The following is a 19,887-nucleotide window of genomic DNA, read 5'->3' as shown; positions in this document are numbered from 1 at the left end:
CTTATTTATTGATTTCCTTCGACACCACAGGTTGAAATTCAACGCATCTAGCTAACCATAATGGTTTTTGAGAATCTACACCTAGAGGAGGCGTAGGTGCTGCTAGAGCTTGCAATCTTTTTGGATCGATTCCTTGAGTAATTAAAGCATTTTTAATTGTTTCTGCACGAGATTGTGCTAACTTCAGGTTGGTATCCAGAGAACCTATAGGATCGCTATAACCCATAATTCTCAAAGACAAGTTTGGATACTCGTTTAAAAATGCTTTTATTTGCAAAATTTTGTTTTGATTTATTGCTTTTAACTCTGCTGAGCCTGAGTCAAAATAAATCCGGGTAGCGATCGCTTGCGGTTGAATTTGCACCGTATTAGTAACAGTTTTCACCCCCGGAATTTGCTTAAATGCTTGAGTAATTTTTTCCCCATCTTCAATCTGAGATACCGTTCCTTTAACGAACACTTTACCATTTGAGTATAAGGAATAAACGGTAATTCCATTGATTTTATTCAAAGTAGAAGTTACTCGTTTGATTTCCGACGCTATATCCACAGGATTCGGCGGTACTTCCACTGCTATAATTTTGTTTTCTAACAACTGATTTGGGGCAATTTTTTTGGCTATTTCTTCAGCTTTTGTACGGAGATATTGATTTGGTAAATTTCCCAAAAGCTGCAATTTACCATCACTAACACGCGCTTCTAAACGATAAACAGCTAATTCTGGAGTTGATGTTAAAGCTTGAGTTACATCTTTTTCTAAACGGCGATCTATGTCTTGACGATATTGCCAGAATCCCCAAGGTAAGATAATTACACCCAGCAGTAAAGAAGCAACAACTAACAGTCCAGGAAGTCGAAAACCTTGACGTTTTGCAGCAGGTTTGCCGATTTTAATTAATGTTCCTAAAAGCTCGTGAACTTTTTCAGGAATAATATCAGGATCTCCGGCAAAAGTTTCGATTTCATTACCAGCAATTTGCACAATATTGTAGAGAGTTTGCTGCATTTGGCGGATGTACCATTGAGGAGTTTTCCCTTGAGTTACCACTGATAAGTAACAATATCCTGCTACTTCTAAAACAATTTTAGAATTGCCATAGTCGATCGCATCAATTTCGGAAACATCTCCCGATCGAGCAATACAATCATTGACAAAGCTGCGAATAGCTGTGAGCATCCCTGCTACCATATCTGATTCTAGTTTTTCTTTGTCCTCTGGTTGAACCTCTGCGATTAACAAACCTGAACTTTTGTGAATTAAAAATACGGCACGAACCGTAAAAGGAATAGCTTCTTTAAGAATTAGTTCTGCTTCTGAAACTCCCTGGATTTTGGCGCGAATTTTGCGATTTATTCCTTCAAAGCTGAAAGTGTTCTCAATTTTTTCATTAATCGAACGAATCGCATCCGCCATGTATTTGCTAATAGTACTCCCAATCACAGGGTAGAGAGCATCTACCATCGCATCTCGTTCAATTACTATTTGTTCTTTAATCGCTTTTCCCATTTCTGATGCTAATGCTTTGGAAATAGCATTTTCATCTATTTTATTTTGTTCTTTAATTGCTTCTGCTAATTCAGGTGCGATCGCTTGAGCAATTTCTTGGGGATGTTTGCGAATTTGTTGCGAAATTGCTGGCGGAAGTAAAGGTGCGATCGCTGCAATTAAAGCTTCTTTATCTTCTTCTCTTTTATTCTCAATTACCCGATCGATAATTGGGGTAAGAGCCTCAATCATTGTTGCTGGATCTAGCTTGATTTGCTCCTTAATCGCTACTGCTATTTCCGGTGCAATTGCTAGTGCTATTTTCTGCGGTTCTTGGCGAACTTCGAGAGAGATTGCTGATGGAATTGCTGCTGCAATAGCAGCAGCTATGCTGTCTTTATCTTCCTGGGTTTTAGCTTGAATTAATTTATCGACGATCGGTAAAAGTAAATTAATTAATTGCTCTGGGTGATAAATTTGCTGCTCAAAATTAGCAATTTTTTGGGCAAAGTTGCTAATTAAAGCTTGTATTTCAGCTAACTCTGGTTCTAATAATAGAACTTGCAAACGTTTATAAGCATCGTATAATTCTTCTACATTTTCATCATAATATTCCAGCAATGATTCAGAAGGTTTCGATACTTCTAATTCATTCTGAACTTCTGGAGGTGAGTTTAATTGCTCGGTTGGTTTTTCGGTAGCTGCTGGGGTAGCAGTTGGTAAATCTTCCTGGTTTTCTTTTTCTCCCTCTGCATTATCTACTTCTATATCCTGTTGGGTACTTTCTGAGCTTACATTTAACGTTTCGCTACTATCAGGAATTAACTCATTACTATATTTATCTTGTCTAATAATTTGTAAGTCAACTAATAAGTTGACTAGCTTTGCTACCTCAACTTCTGTTTCTTGGTTAAGGTGATTAGGCTGAGAATTAAAAGATTCCAGCTGATTAATTTCAGCTGGATTTTCTTGAAATAAGCTCATAAGTAATAACCCCTGATTCTAGCTCTTAGAGTACTCGAAGTAGGGAGTTGAAAACTTATCTTTAAGCTTTCAACTCGTGAGTTTTAGACTATTCCCATTTTTTGCTTTCTTCTATAATCGGGATATCCGTGTAAACATCATCTTCTACAGTTACAGCTTGTTTTAATTGCGGAACAAACTCATTTCCTTTCAGTCGCATTCCCAATTCAAACATAATTTCTGCTACATCATCTTTAGAGACTTTCGTATCTCTCATTGATGATAAACGCCGCTCTAATTCTTCAAAAACTTGAATTCTCAAAGTCCGAACATCTTCTTGTAGTTTCGTTCTACTTTCTGTTAGTTCTTTGCGAATTGAATTAGTCTGGTTGTCAACATTTTGATCCAGTGCTTCTACAGCATTAGTAAATTTTTTATTTACCCGATCGACTTGTTGTCGTAAATCGCTAATTTCCTCTTGATAACTTAAGCTAATAGACCTGAGCTTTTTCTCTAAAGAATCAAATGCTGAACGTAGTTCTGTAGATACAACTGTCTTTACCTGATCGATACGATCGCGCATTTCTTGCTGTAACAGAGAAATGTCCGATTCTATCTTCTCAAAGCGATTATCATATTCTCGCAACTGAGGGCCAAAAATAATGTCGCGGATCTGGTCAATGTTTCCCAGTCTTTCCCGCATTTCCTCCTTGCTAATTTCTGACATAATTACACCTTTCTCGATTAAAGTTAATCATTCGCACCCATTAGAATTGTATCGGTTCACGCGCTCTTTAGTAATGTAGCACCAATTCCAGAATAAATTCATCGTCAGTTTTATATTGTAGCTAATTACTTTCACATCAACTCACCTTTTAAGGGAGCATCTAATTTTTCTTAATATATTGATTCAGAATATACTCATAATACAGATATCCTGCACCTGTGGCTCAAACCGACAAACACTTGCTTATCTTGTATCATCTATGTTCTCAAACACCTCTTTTTGTAGATACCCCAACTGGCACCAATGATGATAAATTAATATTATTCCATATTTTGTATTTCACAATAAATTATTTCCCATTACTTAGTATAATTTGAGCAATCATGCAGATTACCCAAAGCCTTCACGCAGCTATTCTCGTTGCTAACCTAGAACAATCTGAACATTTCTATGGGAAGATAATGGGATTATCTAAAGTAGAGCGATCGCTAAAATTCCCCGGTGCATGGTATGAAATTGGGAACTTCCAAATTCACCTAATTGTTACTGATAAAATAGTCCCAGATATGGTAGATTCCCAAAAGTGGGGACGCAATCGCCATTTAGCTTTTTCTGTTACTGACTTAGACGCTGCTAAACAGCAATTGATCTCTTATAATTGCCCTTTTCAAGTCAGTGCTTCCGGTCGTCCAGCCCTATTTACTCAAGACCCTGATGGTAACATTATTGAGTTGAGTCAGGTTTGAATAAATTAACGTCTATCGGTGAGGAAAGGGAACAGAAAACCAAGATTTTTGTTACCCTAATTTTGCTTGTGGTGGTAGCCAAATTAACATTTTAAAAGATTACTTTTATTCTGATTTCCAGATAAACTCTTTGTTTCATCTATTAGAAACCGATCGGCTAATGGTAAAAAGCATTGCTTACATTTACAGCGATCCCCTGTGGGAAACAACACCGGAAATATCTATTTTTCCCCCGGAAATAGAGCAAATTTACCAAGATTTAGGAGAACGACAACAACTCCAAAAACTTTTAACCGACAGCCAAATTGAACCACCAGAAAATTTACTAATTCGCAGTTTAGCAGAGTTAGGAGATTCTGTACAGGAAGTATGCGATCGCCTGCAAGAAATCGAATCTCTAGGCATTAAATTGATTATCGCAGAAAAAGATTCTTCTATTTCGCAAAACAGCACAATAGACTTGCTCAAACTATTACAAGAAATTCAAAATAACCAACGCAGCCGCCGCTTAAAACAAGGACACGCCCGCAATCGGTTAAAAGCCTTACCTCCCCCCGGAAAAGCACCTTATGGTTATCGCCGAGGTAAAGATAAATATATCATAGATAAAGCTTCTTCCCCTGTAGTTCGCTACTTTTTTGACCAATTTTTACTCTTTGGTTCTTTGCGAGGAGCAGTTCGTTACTTAGCCAAGAAATATGGGAAAAAAATATCAGTATCTACCGGAAAACGTTGGTTAATTAACCCAGTTTATCGGGGCGATTTAGCTTATAAAAATAATCAAATTATTTCTGATACTCATGTTGGGATAATTTCTAGAGAAGAAGCAGCACAAATTGATCGCCTTTTACGCCGCAATCAACGAATGTCTCCCCGTACCGCTAGTGCACCTCGTTCCTTAGCCGGATTAGTTGTTTGTGGCGAATGTCGATCGCCAATGAATATTGCCAGAGTTACCACACCCAGAACAGACAAAGAATATCTTTATTTACGCCCAATTAACTGTCCTAAATTCCCTAAATGTCGAGCAATTTCGTATCAGGAAATATTAGATCAAACTATTCAACTTATCTGCCAAAATTTGCCGCAAGCAGTGGCTCAAATGCAACTACCAGACATGGGAGAAATGAAGAAAAATTTGGGAGGTGCGATCGCGCAAAAGCAGCAAATACTCACCCAACTACCTAACTTAATTCAACAAGGAATTTTAGACCAAGAAACCTCCCAAATTCGCGCCTACAAACTCCGCACAGAAATTGCCAAACTTCAATCAAAATTAGCAGAATTGCCACCAGTAAATTTGCGCGAAACAGCCCAAGCTGTATCTATTCCTCAATTTTGGCAAGACTTATCTGAATCAGAGCGCAGATTTTATTTCCGAGAATTTATCCGAGAAATTCAACTTTTGCGACAAGACAAAGATTGGCAATTACAAATCAAATTTATCTTTTTTATATGACTTTATTTGACCACACTAGATTTTTAAACCGCTCCAGGCGCAGAGGGCACAGAGAATAGAAAAGGAGGAGTTTACAACTTAAATAGGATTGCTATAGCAAATTTAAATTAGCACATTGTAAAATTATGTAAAGTAGCATCCTTTGTTCTGCCAATGAAACTCCATCGTCACCTTTTTAGCATCTTGCTTGTTCTTTGTTTAGCCTTACTTCCTTGGTTTAACTTTATTCCCGGTGCAGATGCCCTTGGTGGTAAACTTCCTCCTTTAAATCAACCCGCACCAACATTCACATTACCCACAAACACAGGTGATGGTGAAGTATCAATCTCTGATTATCGTGGTAAATGGGTAGTACTTTATTTTTATCCCAAAGACTTTACTTCTGGTTGTACTTTAGAAGCCCGGAGATTTCAACAAGATTTGCCAAAATACCAACAAATAAATACGCAAATAATTGGTGTTAGTGCTGATTCTGTAAATACCCATGCCGAATTTTGTGATTCAGAAGGATTGAAATTTCCCTTACTTGCCGATACAAAAGGCACAGTTAGTAAAGATTATGGTTCTTGGTTAGGCGCTCTTTCTATGCGTCACACTTTTATTATTGACCCCAATGGAGCAATCCGGGAAATTTTCACAGGAGTCAACCCATCAGTTCATAGCAAAGAAGTTTTAGCACGTCTCACCGAATTGCAAGAAGCATCTTCTTAAACTGTTTTGTTTCCCATTGTCTCGTTCCCAGGTTCAATCTGGGAACGAAATTTGAGAGGTTCAACCTCCCCTACTGTAAAATCTGAATTCTCCCTTCTTGCACTAACATTTATGGTTGCAGATAATCCAAAAAACGATCGCCAGAATCCGCCCGCACCAATCCCACAATCACATCTGGTAAAGCAGCTAAACTGGGATATATTAAATAACGAGGTTCCCAATGAGGATGAAACTTTTCTTTAAAACTGTGTAATCCTTGAAAATTATAAAAATGATCCAAATGTAGATAAAGGTAACGCAAAGCTTTTTCTAAACGGGGAGATTCTTGCTTTTCTCCAATACCTGAAAGAGCCGATAAACCAAGATCGAATCTTTCATAACCAAGTTGTTGATAATGCTGAAGTAGGGAGACAAATAAAAATTCCATCACTCCATTTTCCACATCAGCACGTCGTCGCATCAAATCAACCGCAATTTCTGTTGATTTATTTGCTGAGATCAAGTTAGCAAAAGCTGCAATATCACTTGAGGAATTCTGGATAACAGCGATCGCATTATTCCGTAAATACTTATCGTTAAACCACCCTACAGAAAATCTCTTCTCTGCACCTTTCATCATCTGCAACCATTCATCGCTTACAGGTTTCAATTTATCTAGCAATTCTTTACTAATTGGTGGTTCGTAAAATTTAACTTCATACCCTAATTTAGTAAAACGATTCACAGCAGTCCTTAAATTTTGATTAGCTTTACCTTTAGTACTAAAAGTTTTTAAATCAACAATAGCAGCTTGACCAATCTGCAAAATTCGCCAACCTAAAAGCCGATAAATCTCTAAATTATCTGAGCCAGTTTGGTAAAATGCTGGATACCAATCATTAAGAAAGCAAAACTTATTAAATCCTAAAATTGTTTCTGCTAGTTCTTCTTTTGGCCCAATGGGATCGCCAAGAGCGATCGCGCCTCTACCTTTTGGCACATAAGCAATTACAGTCTTACCAGAAGGACTAAAGTAATAAAATTTATCATCTAATAAACTTAATCTAGCAAGCGGTGAAAGGCTATATTCTCGCACTATTGTTTCCGCTTTTTCTCGGTCTTGTTCTGTCTCTGACCTCCTCAACAAAACCGGGCGCAATAACATAATTAAAGCATAGCCAAGTGTAGCAGTTCCTACCACATAAATTGAATCTATAAAAAAACTTCCAAAGCGAGTTTTTGCTTCTAAACCTGCATTATCTTCAGTAAAAAAAACAGCTAATGTTTGTAAGAACGCTTGCATCAAATTAAAATTAATTGGCTGTTTATCAACCTCAAATTTACCATCAAGAATAAAAAAACCAGCTGTTCCATAAGCAGTAGTAAATAATAAGGCTCCTATTAATACTAGAATTCCTTGGGCAATAGAAGGGCGATCGGATTGAGCAGTAAAAACTCTCCTCATGAATAGCAATTGAATTAATAATACTCCAGCTAGTATGCACTCTTCATAATCCCAACCTTTAATTAAATGACTGAAAATCGAAATAACTAATACTACAATAGTTAGGAACCAAGCAACTCGTTTGCGCCGCAATAAATTGGCTGCTAATGTTAATAAAATAAAGCCAGTCAGTGCGGCAAAAATATGTCCACTAGCACGAATTTCAAAGGGAACAATTTCCCTCAACCAATGAGTTCTGTCTGATAAACTTGGTGTCACAGCAGATAACAAATTAACTACTCCCATTAATGCTGTAAGTAGTGTCGCTATCCATAAACCAATTTTCGTTTGCTTTGCTAACAAAGTATTAACCCCAAATTCTTCTCCAGTCAAACTTAGTTTAGGAAATTAGGGCTGGGATTGCAATTAATGTTTTAGATAAAATACTGTGATTTTTTCCCTAAACTTTGCTGGTCTTTTGGAACTGCTGCCCTACGTAGATTAAAGCATCATATAAATGTTTGTGCCAATAGTTCCAACCAGCATCAGGCCCGACAATACCATGTCCACCAGGAAACATATTAAACTGATTAGCAATACCTAAACTATTTAAAGTTTGATGAAACTGGCGTGTAGCAACTAAGAAATCGCGATCGTCTTCTCCAGCATCCAAATAAACTCGCAAGTTCTGCCTTGCTTTTACTGGTAACTGTTGGATAAACTTTTGCGGGCTATTTTTGGCACCACTAGCATCAGTAAAGTAACCACTGGAACTAAATAGAATACTAAAGTTATTAAAATGACGTAAACCAATATTAAATGCCCCCCAACCACCAGAAGATTGTCCTCCCATTGCCCAATATTGAGGATTTGGCAAAGTCCGGTAACGTGACTTAATTACTTGTACTAATTCCGATCCAATCATTGTACCTACTTTACCGTTTGGGCCATCGTAATATTGTGAGTCCCATAGTGGACTAGTACCCCGGCGATCGTTACCATCAGGAGTAATGACAATTGACGGTGGTAACTGATGTTTTTCATAGAGATCGTGCAATACTGTGGTAACAGCCGCCTTCTGTTCCCAAGCACTAGCATCTCCATGTCCTCCATGTAGGAGAAAAATCACGGGATAGCGTTTTTCAGGATTTTGAGCATAATCTGGTGGTAGTATTAAACCATAGGTTCGCACTTCACCCATTGCTGCACTTTTATAAGTCTTTAGTTCAAACTTTAATCCTGTATTTGCTTCCGCTTTGGGTGGGTCTAACTGCGGCGCACCAGCAATGAATACATACCAGTATCCGCTTGCTGCTAAGATAGCTAAAGTAAGTGAAAATATGGTTAAAATTTTCCCTAGTTTCATAAGGTTAAACTCCCAAAGATAGCTTTAATTGAATAGTTTCATAGAGGTTTGTCTTTGTGATGACAGTAAGATAACGTTTATATTACAGGTAAACACCAAATTTATTTAGGTAAATTGGTCAATGGAAATTTTGATTGTCGAAGATGAACCGGAAATCGCTAAGTTAATTCAACTAACTTTGGAAAATGAAGGATTTTCCTGTCAACAAAGCCGAGACGGATTAAGTGCCCTGCAAACTTTTCAACAACAGCAACCAGATTTAATTATTTTAGATTTAATGTTACCTGGTTTAGATGGGTTGGAAGTTTGCGCCCGGATTCGGCAAAAACCGGGGCCAAAAGACCCTTATATTTTAATGTTAACTGCTAAAGGAGAAGAGATCGATCGCGTAATCGGCTTATCCACAGGCGCAGATGATTATTTAGTTAAACCTTTTAGCCCCAGAGAATTAGTTGCTAGAGTTCGAGCATTATTGCGCCGCAGTTTACGACAAGGAGGCAATAGTTTAGTATATCGTACACCTCATTTTACTGTTGATATAGACCAGCGTACTGCCCAGAGACACATTCATCCTCATGAAGCAGAAACTTTAGACTTAACCACGCTAGAATTTAACTTATTAAGTACTTTTATTAGTCAACCAAATCGCGCTTGGAACCGGACTCAATTAATAGATAAACTTTGGGGAGATGACTTTTTTGGTGATGAACGAGTAGTCGATACTCACGTTGCCAGACTGCGAAAAAAAATTGAACTAGACCCAGCAAATCCCACCTTTATCAAAACTGTAATTGGTGTTGGTTACAAATTTGAAGACCCAGGTTAAATATGGCTAAATTTATCAGGATAATCAATCTAAAATCTAAAATCCAATGACTAAAGTTGGTTTGCGATCGCGTTTATTCCTCTCCCACCTCCTCGTAATGATGGTGGGAGTAATCAGCTTAGTAATTATTGGCAAAATCTCGTCGCCGAGAATCTTTATTCTTCATTTACAACAACTAGAAGGAGATGGCTACCAAATACGTTATGCGCGAACTAGGCTAATTCAAGGATTTGAAATTGCTTGGAGTCGGAGCACTTTTTGGTCAGTTTTAGCTGGCGCAACCGCTGCTGGAGCATTAAGTTATTGGGTATCTCGGCGCATAGTTCAACCATTAAATCAAATGGAAGAAATTACCCAAAAATTTGCCACTGGACACTTAGATGAACGAGTACCTTCCTTAGAAATTCCTGAACTTAATCAACTAGGAAGTAGCTTTAATCACATGGCTTCCAGTCTTGAAGGTGTAGAAGTTCGCCGTCGAGAATTAGTCAGCGATTTATCACATGAATTACGCACACCATTAACTGTAGTTCGCGGTTATTTAGAAGAACTTGCTGATGGCACAATAGAACCATCACCAGAAATTTATCAGCAATTAGCTAGAGAAACCAGGCGCTTAGAAAGATTAGTCAATGATTTGCAGGAACTTTCCAAAGCTGAAGCTGGATATTTACCAATTAATTTACAACCTGTAAATTTGCGACCTTTATTTGAATCACTAGTGCAAAAATTCGCTGACCAATTATTAGAAGATGGCCCAAGTTTACGCCTCCAATGTCCGGCACAATTACCTTTAGTATTAGCAGATATCGATCGCATAGAACAAATTTTAGTTAATCTTTTAGGAAACGCCGTTCGCTACACTAGTCAAGGTACAATTATTTTGCGGGTTTGGACTGAACCTAGTAAACTTTGGATTGCCGTAATTGACACCGGACAAGGAATTTCCCCAGAAGATTTACCTCATGTATTTGAGCGTTTTTGGCGGGCCGATCGTTCCAGAGCAAGATATTCTGGAGGAACCGGAATAGGTTTAGCTATCTCTCGTCGCTTAGTAGAACTACAAGGTGGTCGAATTGAAGTAGAAAGCCAACTTAGTAAAGGTAGTACATTTAGCTTCTTTTTACCTTTAGCTTAAGTATTTCCCTGAATAAATATCATAACTTTGACACAAAAAAAACATCACTTTGTCATATTTACTTGATAATTTGAGAAGGTGAAGCTTTAGTTTTAATTACTTCTTCTTATCGACCAATTCTGATTTAGTATTCAGTATGCTAACAACAATTTTAGCAATAATTTCCATTGCTCTTATCAGCTTATTTGGGATGTTAGCAATTTCCTTCCTATTTCCCAATCCTTAAATATATATTTACGAATAGCGTTAACAGTCGTTTCTTTATGCAATAATTGATTTAAATCTCCGTAATATGCTCAATAATATTTTTGCCTTTATTTTTAATACAATACATCAAATAATCAGCTTTTTCGATTATTTCTTCAACTGTTTCTGGACAATTAATATAAGTAATAGCGCCAATACTAAAAGTTATAGGCCAAACATTTTTATCCATAGTTTCTAAAAGCATATTACGGACTCTATTCATCACTATTTGAGCAGGTTCATAAGCTAATCCAGGTAAGAAAATAATAAATTCATCCCCACCAATTCGAGCCACAATATCAGTCTCTCGGACTGTATTTTTGATAGTCTGTGCTACTACTTGTAAAACCCGATCGCCCACTTTATAGCCACCGTAATCATTAATATTTTTAAAATTATCTAAATCAATATAAGTTACTGTAAAAGGATGACCATAACGCCGCGACTTCTTCAATTCCATACTAGCAAACTCAACAAATAATTTGCGGTTAGCCACACCAGTTATTTCATCAGTTCTGGCTAATTTACTTTCTCTTTTCCGGGCGTTATGTAATTCTGCAAGCAGATAGTTTACGGTCAAATAAAAGGATAAACGGATGAAAGCATTCCAATAAGGAAGATAATTTGGTAAGAGAATTTCACCTTTTAATTGATAAATTATAAACCAGGCTATAGCGCAAGTTAAAGATATTAATATACCAAATTTTTCACTGACAAACCAACTGCCTAAAGCTACAGGAAGGAGAAAAAATATTGAAGCAATATCAGGTGAGATTAGGTAATCAATGAACCCGATTACAATTACCAGTAAAATACCTAACCCGATTAAAAAAGATTTGGATCTATTTTCCAGATATCTGTATATGTACACCACAAATTCCCTGAAAGCGTTATTAGTTAGTATGGCTTCCTCCTTCATCATACAAAAGGGATAGGCGAAACACCTATCCCAGGAAACAAATTTACTTTAGTTTACTCGGTTGTGTTCTTTGGCTTTCCTTATTCTTGTTGCTGTTGCTGTCTGTTAGGCAAAGCACCAGGCTGAACAACTAAATCAACATTCTGACCACCGCGACGCACTTCCATTGGCAAACGAGCACCAACACTGCTGGCATCTACGGCTTGTTGTACAGCATTAGAGTCTTCTACTGATTGATTGTTGACTTTGCTGATGATATCACCAGAACGTAATCCGGCTTTTTCGGCTGGGGAATTTGGCATGACTCGGACAACTAACACGCCATCATCTTCATTGACGTTCAAATTTAGTTCAGGATCGCTGTTGATATTTTGCTTAATCTCAGGAGTCAGGTCTACCATCTGAATGCCCAAGTAAGGATGTTGTACCTTACCTTGAGAAATCAGTTTGTCAGCAATGTTTTTGGCAGTGTTGACTGGGATGGCAAAACCAATGCCTTGAGCACCTTGAATAATGGCTGTGTTGATCCCTATTACTTCCCCAGAAGCGTTTAACAGTGGGCCACCAGAATTACCAGGGTTAATGGCTGCGTCTGTTTGCACAAATTTAACTCGTTGATCGGGAACGCCAACTTGACGACTGCTGCGACCTGTGGCGCTGACAATTCCTGTGGTAACGGTATTATCTAAACCAAGGGGGTTGCCGATCGCGATCGCCCATTCACCCGGTTTTAAACTATCAGAATTACCCAGCTTCACTGTCGGCAAATTTTGCGTATCAACTTTAATCACTGCTACGTCAGTCACAGAGTCTGCACCTAACACTTTACCTGTTAAAGCCCGACCATCTTTCAGGGTAACTCTCACGGTATCACTACCGGAAACAACGTGGGCGTTAGTCAAAATATGACCGTCAGAGTTGATGATAAACCCGGAACCAGTTTCGCTGACTTGGCGCGATCGTGGGGATTCTGGCATTCCGCGACCACCGTAAAATTGACCAAAAAAGGGATCTTCCTCCATACCTCTTGGCATTCTGCTGCTAACGCTTCTCGAAGCATCAATTCTCACTACTGCTGGCCCGACGTTTTGTACTACACTAGTGACAAAATTCTGATCGGAGTTAAATGGTAATTGGGCTACGATGTTTGAGGTAACTGATTTATCAGTTGCTTGGGAAGGCAGATTACTTTGTGATAATAAATTGCTACCAGCCAAGCTAATTCCCGATCCTAATAACAGCAGTGACAAATAAGTAAATACCTTGGGCATAGCAAATTTCTTAGTTCCTTGACTGTTAGGTTTTGTATCTTTAAGTTCCATTTTTTTCTAATTCTCCTGAAACTTCAACTGTGGTGTTTTCTGTTGTGGGATACCAATAGTTCTTAATCTCGTAAGTAGTGACTTCCGATCCGGATACACTCCATAAGACTTATCTTTAGTAGTAGTAGACTGTTTGCTTTACGTTTTTGATTGTAGATATTATATGTGACACTTTAATTACATCTGTGTGTCAATCTAGTGGCATTCTTCAGAAGGCTGCAAGGCAGAAGGAATAACCGTTTGAGTTTCGGACAAAGCCAGAAAATGCGATAAAGATCAAAGATCTTTGGCTGCTAAGAATTGTGGTCTAGCTTGCTGGGTTTTTTGGAGTATATCTGCTAAAGAACTCCAATCTTCTTGTTGGATGTGAGTAATTAATTGGTCGAGAGTTTGGCGATAGGAAAAGAGCGATCGCAACAACTGTTCTTGATTATAGGTTGCCATCAACACTCCCAATTCAGGATTTCCACCACCTACCCGACTGGTATCCCGAAATCCCGAACTAGCTAAGTTTTGTGCTAATTCTAATACATTCATCTCAGTTTCACTCAGGCAAGCACTAATTAAACTAGCACTAATCATTACTGGTAAATGGGAAATCCAAGCCACTGCTTTGTCATGTTCTTCGGGACGACAAAGATAAAATTTAGCTTGGAGCGATCGCACAATTTCCCCGACTATTTTTATCAATTCTGGTGTACTATTTTCTACCGGAGTTAATACGTAAGGTTTACCCACAAACAAATTAGATTGCGCCGCATCTATCCCGCTTTCCGCAGTTCCCGCCATTGGATGTCCGCCGATAAAATTAGGCCAAATTTTCACTGCTTCTGTCACAATTGGGGATTTAACTGAACCAACATCAGTTATAATTGTCTGTGGGGAAAGATGGGGAATTAATTGTTCAATAGTGGGAATAATTAAATCTAAAGGTGTGCAAATAAATACTACATCTGCTGCGGCTAAAAGCGAAAGATTCACACTAGCATCATCAACAATGCGCCGTTCGATCGCCCTTTGACAAGTTGATTCGCGCCGACTGACACCCAAAACTTGATAACCAAGCGATCGCAAATCTAACGCCAAAGAACCACCTATTAAACCTAACCCAACAATTCCAATATTCATTTCAATCTAATTACAAGAAATAGCGTACTGTAGTCACTACTCTACCGTTTTTTGCTCTTAAAGCCAACTTCAAAAATAAAGTTGTTTGGTTATGTAAGAAATTTTCCCACCAATTTCGCGTCACAAAAGCGGGAATAATTACCGTTGATAAAAGTCCCTCGTGTTTGTTTTCAAATTCATCGACAAACTGAACAATTGGAGAGATCACAGAACGATAAGGTGAATTTAGAATTACCAAGGGAATATCTGCTTCTAAAGTTTGCCATCTTTCCTGCAATTTTGCTCGATCGGTAGAACCAATATCCACATGAACGGCAACAATTTCATCTCCTATACTCCGGGCATAATTTAACGCCTCTATTGTGCCTCGATGCAATTGACCAACTACTACTACTGTGGGATGAGCGATCGCTTCTCCTTTGGGACGGCGAATAAAATAATTGCTAGGTGCAAATCCTTGAATACTTAACCTTTCAGCGACGAATTGATAGTGAGTGTGAATATTTATAAATAGAGCTACCACTAAAGGAATTGCAACTACAACTAACCAAGCGCCGAGGAAAAACTTAGTTGATACTATTACTCCCAAAACTAATGTAGTAGCTAATGCTCCTAAACAATTCATTAAAGCACTTGCTTTCCATCCCGATGTCTTTTCTTTAAACCAATGGAGTACCATTCCAGCTTGGGAAAGAGTAAAAGAAGTAAACACCCCCACCGCATATAAAGGAATCACAGCATTGACTTGTCCCCGAAAAACAATAATTACAATTGCTGCAAAGATACTCAGAAAAATTATCCCGTTAGAGTAGACTAAGCGATCGCCCAACAAAGCCAACTGACGAGGTAAAAATCCATCCCTTGCCAAAAAGTAACATAGTCTAGGAAAATCAGCAAAACTTGTATTAGCCGCTAAAAGTAAAATTAATAAAGTAGCAATTTGAATAAAGTAATAAAATGGATTATGATATCCTAAAATTTCCCTGCCTAATAAAGAGATAATTGTTTGTCCTTCCTCTGGAGCAATGTGATAAGTATTAGTTAATAGCGTAATTCCCAAAAACATAATTCCCAGGATTTCGCCCATATATAATAATGTTGTTCGAGCATTTTTCCATTCCGGTGGTTTAAAAGCTAAAACCCCATCAGAAATTGCTTCAACTCCGGTTAAAGCTGTACAACCTGCCGAAAAAGCTCGCAAAACAAAAAACAAACTAAGTGATTCTTTTGCGGGAATATGAGGATAAGTGTGCGGAATATGTCCTGTCAACTTTTGATAAAACCCGATGAGCAACAGGATAAAAATACTCACAACAAATGTATAGGTAGGAATCATAAATATGCGACCTGATTCGCGTACCCCACGCAAATTCGCTACCATGATCAAAAATACAAAAATTAAACACAGTTCAACTGTGAAATTTTGCAGCGCGGGAATTGCAGAAGTTAAAGCCGCCGTTCCCGCAGAAACACTCACTGCCACCGTGAGGATATAATCAATCATTAAGGAAGCAGCTGCCACTAATCCCGGATACAAGCCCAAATTCTCACGAGCCACGATATAAGAGCCACCACCTTTAGGGTAAGCGCGGATAGTCTGGCGATAGGACATAACTACAATCACCAGTAGGATAACTATTCCCGAGGCGATCGGCAAAGACCAACTGAGCGCCCCACTACCCGCAGCCACCAAAACTAGTAAAATCTCCTCAGTAGCATAAGCAACCGACGAGAGAGCATCCGAGGAAAGTACTGCTAACGCTGCGGCTTTACTTAATCGTTCTTCCGCGTGAGCACTAGTTGGTAGAGATTCACCCAATACAATTTCTTTTAGTTGAGCGTAGAAGGACATATACAGTCCGTATATATAATGAATGATTCTAGCTTACAGCAAATCTTAGCTTACGATAGACTCCTGGTTAACAATTGAGATCAAAACACAAAAAATGCTTTCCTAGCTTCTCCCTTAGTAGGGAAACTAGAAGTATAAACAACTTCTATATTTTAAGGAGAAAGGATCTTCATCGATTCCCCATCACAGGAAATAAGTGGAAAATGCAATGACATATTAGTTTAGCGTCTAATCCTGGGTCTAAAATACCAATATTCATTAGCAGTTCAAGTAATTTTGCTAAGGGCAAAACCCAACACAAATTTTTATCGCTTAATTTTGGGTGTTTCTAAGGTAGTTTTATGGAAGTAGAAGAATTTTTAAATAAATATTCCCAAGGAGTCCGGGATTTCACTGGTATTAACTTAACGGAAGCGAACCTAAGTGGAATTAACTTGAGTGGAGCAAATTTGAGCGAAGCGAATCTGAGTATATCGAATCTCAGTGGAGCCAACCTCAGTCAAGTTAACTTTAACCAAGCAAAACTTAATGTAGCGAGACTGAGTGGCGCGAATCTAACACAAGCAAATTTATCTGGTGCAATTCTGAACGTAGCTAATTTAGCTAGGGCTGACTTGCGAGAAGCCGATTTATTTCAAGCTGCAATGATTCGCACAGAATTAATTCGGGCGGAACTGAGTGGTGCTAATTTGACAGAAGCTAATCTTACCGGAGCAGATTTAGGAGAAGCTAGGCTAAGATTAGCTAATTTGAGAGGAGCAAATTTAAGTGAAGCCAATTTGCGAGGAACGAGTTTAACAGGAGCTAATTTACAACAAGCAAATTTACATGGTGCAGAATTAAGCCGAGCCGATTTAAGCGGTACAGATTTACGTGGTGCAGAACTCAGACAAGCGAATTTAGGCATGGCAAATTTGACGGGGGCGGATTTGCGGGGAGCAAATTTAAGATGGGCAGATTTAAGTGGGGTAAATTTACGGTGGGCGAATCTTAGTGAAGCCAAACTAAGCGGTGCAAATTTAAGCGGTGCAGATTTAAGTAATGCCAATTTAATGAATACTAGTTTGGTGCATACAGATTTATCTCAAGCTAATTTAATTCAGGTAGATTGGATTGGTGCAGATTTAACAGGAGCAAATTTAACTGGGGCTAAACTATATGCAGTGTCTCGGTTTGGGATTAAAAGCGAAGGGATAAATTGTGAGTGGGTGGATTTAAGTCCAGAAGGCGATCGATCGCAAATTTATCGTCTAACTGCTGAAGAAGCCAGTAGATTTTTTCATCAAACATCTCCAACAATTCGGATTATTGTTGATGCTTCTTTAGATCAGGAAGCTAACTTTGCTTTAGCTGCTACTTATTATCAAATTTCGCAAGACTACGCTAGTTTTAACCGTCCAGCTAGTATTGAAGTTGGGGAACGCAGAACTACAATCAATTTAAGAATTGATAGCGATCGGCAGTTATTTATTAGTGCTTATTTAGCTATTTACCCGTTTGAAAATGGTAAAAATGTTCAAGAAAATATTTTTTCAATTTTGCGATTAGTTCATGAACAAGCAGAAAATTATTTGTTACTGGAATCTGAAAAAACTGAATTAGAAAAAATTACTCGCCACATCAATCAAACGATCAAAAACATCAAAGAGATCAAGCCTGAAAAATACTTAAGTAAAAATCTCAGTAAAATTACGTTTTTTAAAGCTCCCACACAAATTACACTGACTAACTCTAGCGAACAAGCTTTAAATATTTATCAAGATTTTAACTTCGGAAAACGCTTTGTTATGACTCATGTGTGGGAAAACTTACAAGATAAAATACTGAATACAAAATTAGTGCTGCCACCGCTGAATTTAATTTTTGATTTCCTCAGAAATTCTTATCTCTAAATTCATAATCAAGTTATGAATTTTCTGCAATCCACACTTAAAATAGAGAGTTAGGAGTATATAACTCCCATGATTCAGTTAATTCAGTTGTCCCCTGTGTGATGGCAAGGTAGCCAGATGGAAATAGAAGAATTACTTAGCAGCTATGCAAATGGAGAACGTAACTTTGCGGCTATCAATATAAGTGAAGCGCAACTCAGCGGAGTCAACTTAAGTGGTGCAAATTTAACTAGAGCAAACTTAAGCTTAGCCAATCTCAGTCGGGCAAATTTGAGTAAAACAGACCTGAGCTATGCCAAACTTAATGTCGCCAGACTCAGTGGAGCAGACTTATCTCAAGCTAAATTGAGTCATGCTATTCTCAACGTTACCAATCTAATTCTGGCTAATTTAGGCGATGCAGAATTAGTAGAAGCTGCCTTAATTAGAGCCGAATTAATTCGGGCTGAACTTAGTAGAGCGAATCTGACAGGCGCTAACCTGAACAATGCTAATCTCAGAGAAGCAAAACTGAGGCAATCTAACCTGAGTCGGGCTAATTTCAGTTCTGCTGACTTGAGGGGTGCTTCTTTAATCGCCGCCAATTTAGAAGGAGCAAATCTGCAAGGTACAGATTTAAGTAGAGCCGATTTGAGTAGTGCTAATGCTACAAACGCGGAATTTAAACAAGCAAATTTGAGTTTTTGTAACCTGAGTGGAGCGAATTTAAGTGGCACAAATTTGCGCTGGGTGGATTTGCGCGGAGCAAATTTGCGTTGGGCTGATTTAAGTGATGCTAAATTAAGTGGTGCTAACTTAACTGGAGCAGATTTAAGTAATGCTAACTTACATAATGCTAGTTTTGTTCATGCTGATTTAAGAGAAGCAAAATTAATGTACGCTGATTGGACTGATGCTAATCTATCAGGTGCCAATTTAACGGGAGCAAAACTGCATTCAGTTTCTCGATTTGGGTTAAAAACTGAGGGGATAATTTGCGAGTGGCTAGATTTGAGTCCTGATGGCGATCGCACACAAATTTGTCGCTTCAGTCCCGATGAAGTGAGAAAGTTTTTTCATCAAACATTACCCACAATTCAAATTATCATCGACGCTCCCCTAGACCATGAATCTCACATACTTTTAGCCACCGCCTATTATAAAATAGCTCAAAAATATCCACCATTATCCCAACCACCAACCATTAAAGTTAGTCATCGTCGCACCATGTTGACCTTTGCAATGCAAAGCGACAGTCAATTATTTTCAGCTGCATTCGCAGCCATATTACCTTTGGCAGATAGTGAAGAAACTCAGAAAAATATTGTGCGCTTTTTGCAAACACTACAAGCTGACAACTCTAATATTTTAAAACCAAAAGAGAAAGTAAAAATTCAAAAAATTGCTGAATTTTTGACAGCAGAAGTCAGCCAGACATTCCAAATTAAATTAATGAAACCAACTTTAAATATTCCCAAAAAATTGAAATTTTTTCAAGCTCCTACCCAAACAGTTTTATCTAATTCTAGCGATCAAACTTTGCCACTATATAATCATCCTCACTTTGGCAAACATTGGGTAAAATCATCTAATTTTGTCGATCCAGATGAAATTACTGCGATCGAATCTGTGACATACACTTTACCAGAAATTAGTATAATATCGAATTTTGTGAAAAACTTTCCTCATAACTAATAGTGAAGT

General features: G+C 38.1%; 15 protein-coding genes. 7 read left to right on the top strand and 8 right to left on the bottom strand.

The genetic code is table 11. From position 1 onward, the window contains the following. Nucleotide 1 precedes the first annotated feature (1 nt). Nucleotides 2-2,470: an OmpA family protein gene (locus tag IQ264_RS06520; protein WP_193979762.1), complete on the bottom strand. Its 2,469-nt coding sequence runs from the start codon at nucleotides 2,468-2,470 to the stop codon at nucleotides 2-4. Nucleotides 2,471-2,558: 88 nt separating this feature from the next. Next, nucleotides 2,559-3,176, bottom strand: coding sequence for a hypothetical protein (locus IQ264_RS06515; RefSeq protein ID WP_193979760.1), 618 nt, complete (start codon nucleotides 3,174-3,176; stop codon nucleotides 2,559-2,561). A gap of 383 nt (nucleotides 3,177-3,559) precedes the next feature. Between IQ264_RS06515 and IQ264_RS06510 the strand changes: the two genes are divergently transcribed. The 3 genes from IQ264_RS06510 to IQ264_RS06500 all read left to right on the top strand — a co-directional run bounded on the left by IQ264_RS06510 (nucleotide 3,560) and on the right by IQ264_RS06500 (nucleotide 6,092). After that, a complete protein-coding gene (locus IQ264_RS06510) occupies nucleotides 3,560-3,922 on the top strand; it encodes a VOC family protein (protein WP_193979758.1) in 363 nt (120 codons plus the stop codon). A gap of 160 nt (nucleotides 3,923-4,082) precedes the next feature. Beyond that, a complete protein-coding gene (locus IQ264_RS06505; protein WP_193979816.1) occupies nucleotides 4,083-5,381 on the top strand; it encodes a recombinase family protein in 1,299 nt (432 codons plus the stop codon). Between the two features lie 153 nt (nucleotides 5,382-5,534). Continuing rightward, nucleotides 5,535-6,092, top strand: coding sequence for a peroxiredoxin (locus tag IQ264_RS06500; protein ID WP_193979756.1), 558 nt, complete (start codon nucleotides 5,535-5,537; stop codon nucleotides 6,090-6,092). Nucleotides 6,093-6,201: 109 nt separating this feature from the next. Here the strand turns inward: IQ264_RS06500 and IQ264_RS06495 are convergent, their stop codons facing one another. Both IQ264_RS06495 and IQ264_RS06490 read right to left on the bottom strand, forming a co-directional pair. Beyond that, on the bottom strand, nucleotides 6,202-7,908 hold the full coding sequence (locus IQ264_RS06495; protein ID WP_228061327.1) for a phosphatidylglycerol lysyltransferase domain-containing protein: 1,707 nt from the start codon (nucleotides 7,906-7,908) through the stop codon (nucleotides 6,202-6,204). Nucleotides 7,909-7,975: 67 nt separating this feature from the next. Then, the gene (locus tag IQ264_RS06490) at nucleotides 7,976-8,881 is read right to left on the bottom strand and encodes an alpha/beta hydrolase (protein WP_193979755.1); all 906 of its coding nucleotides are present in this window, start codon (nucleotides 8,879-8,881) and stop codon (nucleotides 7,976-7,978) included. A gap of 121 nt (nucleotides 8,882-9,002) precedes the next feature. Here IQ264_RS06490 and IQ264_RS06485 point away from each other — a divergent pair, with 121 nt between their 5' ends. Both IQ264_RS06485 and IQ264_RS06480 read left to right on the top strand, forming a co-directional pair. Next, nucleotides 9,003-9,707, top strand: a complete 705-nt coding sequence (locus tag IQ264_RS06485; protein ID WP_193979753.1) for a response regulator transcription factor — start codon at nucleotides 9,003-9,005, stop codon at nucleotides 9,705-9,707. Nucleotides 9,708-9,753: 46 nt separating this feature from the next. Continuing rightward, nucleotides 9,754-10,845, top strand: a complete 1,092-nt coding sequence (locus IQ264_RS06480; RefSeq protein WP_193979751.1) for a sensor histidine kinase — start codon at nucleotides 9,754-9,756, stop codon at nucleotides 10,843-10,845. Between the two features lie 277 nt (nucleotides 10,846-11,122). Here IQ264_RS06480 and IQ264_RS06475 read toward each other — a convergent pair whose 3' ends face one another. The 4 genes from IQ264_RS06475 to IQ264_RS06460 all read right to left on the bottom strand — a co-directional run bounded on the left by IQ264_RS06475 (nucleotide 11,123) and on the right by IQ264_RS06460 (nucleotide 16,312). Next, nucleotides 11,123-11,962, bottom strand: coding sequence for a GGDEF domain-containing protein (locus IQ264_RS06475; RefSeq protein ID WP_193979749.1), 840 nt, complete (start codon nucleotides 11,960-11,962; stop codon nucleotides 11,123-11,125). Nucleotides 11,963-12,090: 128 nt separating this feature from the next. After that, nucleotides 12,091-13,332: an HhoA/HhoB/HtrA family serine endopeptidase gene (locus IQ264_RS06470; protein WP_193979747.1), complete on the bottom strand. Its 1,242-nt coding sequence runs from the start codon at nucleotides 13,330-13,332 to the stop codon at nucleotides 12,091-12,093. Nucleotides 13,333-13,608: 276 nt separating this feature from the next. Beyond that, a complete protein-coding gene (locus IQ264_RS06465) occupies nucleotides 13,609-14,460 on the bottom strand; it encodes a prephenate/arogenate dehydrogenase (protein WP_193979745.1) in 852 nt (283 codons plus the stop codon). 10 nt (nucleotides 14,461-14,470) lie between these two features. Further along, on the bottom strand, nucleotides 14,471-16,312 hold the full coding sequence (locus tag IQ264_RS06460) for an APC family permease (protein WP_193979743.1): 1,842 nt from the start codon (nucleotides 16,310-16,312) through the stop codon (nucleotides 14,471-14,473). A gap of 341 nt (nucleotides 16,313-16,653) precedes the next feature. On the opposite strand from IQ264_RS06460, the gene IQ264_RS06455 reads away from it, so the two are divergent. Both IQ264_RS06455 and IQ264_RS06450 read left to right on the top strand, forming a co-directional pair. After that, nucleotides 16,654-18,204, top strand: a complete 1,551-nt coding sequence (locus tag IQ264_RS06455) for a pentapeptide repeat-containing protein (RefSeq protein WP_193979741.1) — start codon at nucleotides 16,654-16,656, stop codon at nucleotides 18,202-18,204. A 117-nt stretch (nucleotides 18,205-18,321) separates the two neighbouring features. Next, nucleotides 18,322-19,878: a pentapeptide repeat-containing protein gene (locus IQ264_RS06450; protein WP_193979735.1), complete on the top strand. Its 1,557-nt coding sequence runs from the start codon at nucleotides 18,322-18,324 to the stop codon at nucleotides 19,876-19,878. The last annotated feature ends 9 nt before the right edge of the window (nucleotides 19,879-19,887 follow it).

This window comes from [Phormidium] sp. LEGE 05292, from assembly GCF_015207735.1.
Lineage (GTDB): Bacteria > Cyanobacteriota > Cyanobacteriia > Cyanobacteriales > Aerosakkonemataceae > Floridanema.
This window is presented reverse-complemented; position numbering and strand designations above follow the sequence as displayed.

Excerpts from the sequence above, each read along its gene's own strand:
- IQ264_RS06520 (WP_193979762.1), bottom strand. The coding sequence starts at position 2,470 with ATGAGCTTATTTCAAGAAAATCCAGCTGAAATTAATCAGCTGGAATCT.
- IQ264_RS06515 (WP_193979760.1), bottom strand. The coding sequence starts at position 3,176 with ATGTCAGAAATTAGCAAGGAGGAAATGCGGGAAAGACTGGGAAACATT.
- IQ264_RS06510 (WP_193979758.1), top strand. The coding sequence starts at position 3,560 with ATGCAGATTACCCAAAGCCTTCACGCAGCTATTCTCGTTGCTAACCTA.
- IQ264_RS06505 (WP_193979816.1), top strand. The coding sequence starts at position 4,083 with ATGGTAAAAAGCATTGCTTACATTTACAGCGATCCCCTGTGGGAAACA.
- IQ264_RS06500 (WP_193979756.1), top strand. The coding sequence starts at position 5,535 with ATGAAACTCCATCGTCACCTTTTTAGCATCTTGCTTGTTCTTTGTTTA.
- IQ264_RS06490 (WP_193979755.1), bottom strand. The coding sequence starts at position 8,881 with ATGAAACTAGGGAAAATTTTAACCATATTTTCACTTACTTTAGCTATC.
- IQ264_RS06485 (WP_193979753.1), top strand. The coding sequence starts at position 9,003 with ATGGAAATTTTGATTGTCGAAGATGAACCGGAAATCGCTAAGTTAATT.
- IQ264_RS06480 (WP_193979751.1), top strand. The coding sequence starts at position 9,754 with ATGACTAAAGTTGGTTTGCGATCGCGTTTATTCCTCTCCCACCTCCTC.
- IQ264_RS06470 (WP_193979747.1), bottom strand. The coding sequence starts at position 13,332 with ATGGAACTTAAAGATACAAAACCTAACAGTCAAGGAACTAAGAAATTT.
- IQ264_RS06465 (WP_193979745.1), bottom strand. The coding sequence starts at position 14,460 with ATGAATATTGGAATTGTTGGGTTAGGTTTAATAGGTGGTTCTTTGGCG.
- IQ264_RS06460 (WP_193979743.1), bottom strand. The coding sequence starts at position 16,312 with ATGTCCTTCTACGCTCAACTAAAAGAAATTGTATTGGGTGAATCTCTA.
- IQ264_RS06455 (WP_193979741.1), top strand. The coding sequence starts at position 16,654 with ATGGAAGTAGAAGAATTTTTAAATAAATATTCCCAAGGAGTCCGGGAT.
- IQ264_RS06450 (WP_193979735.1), top strand. The coding sequence starts at position 18,322 with ATGGAAATAGAAGAATTACTTAGCAGCTATGCAAATGGAGAACGTAAC.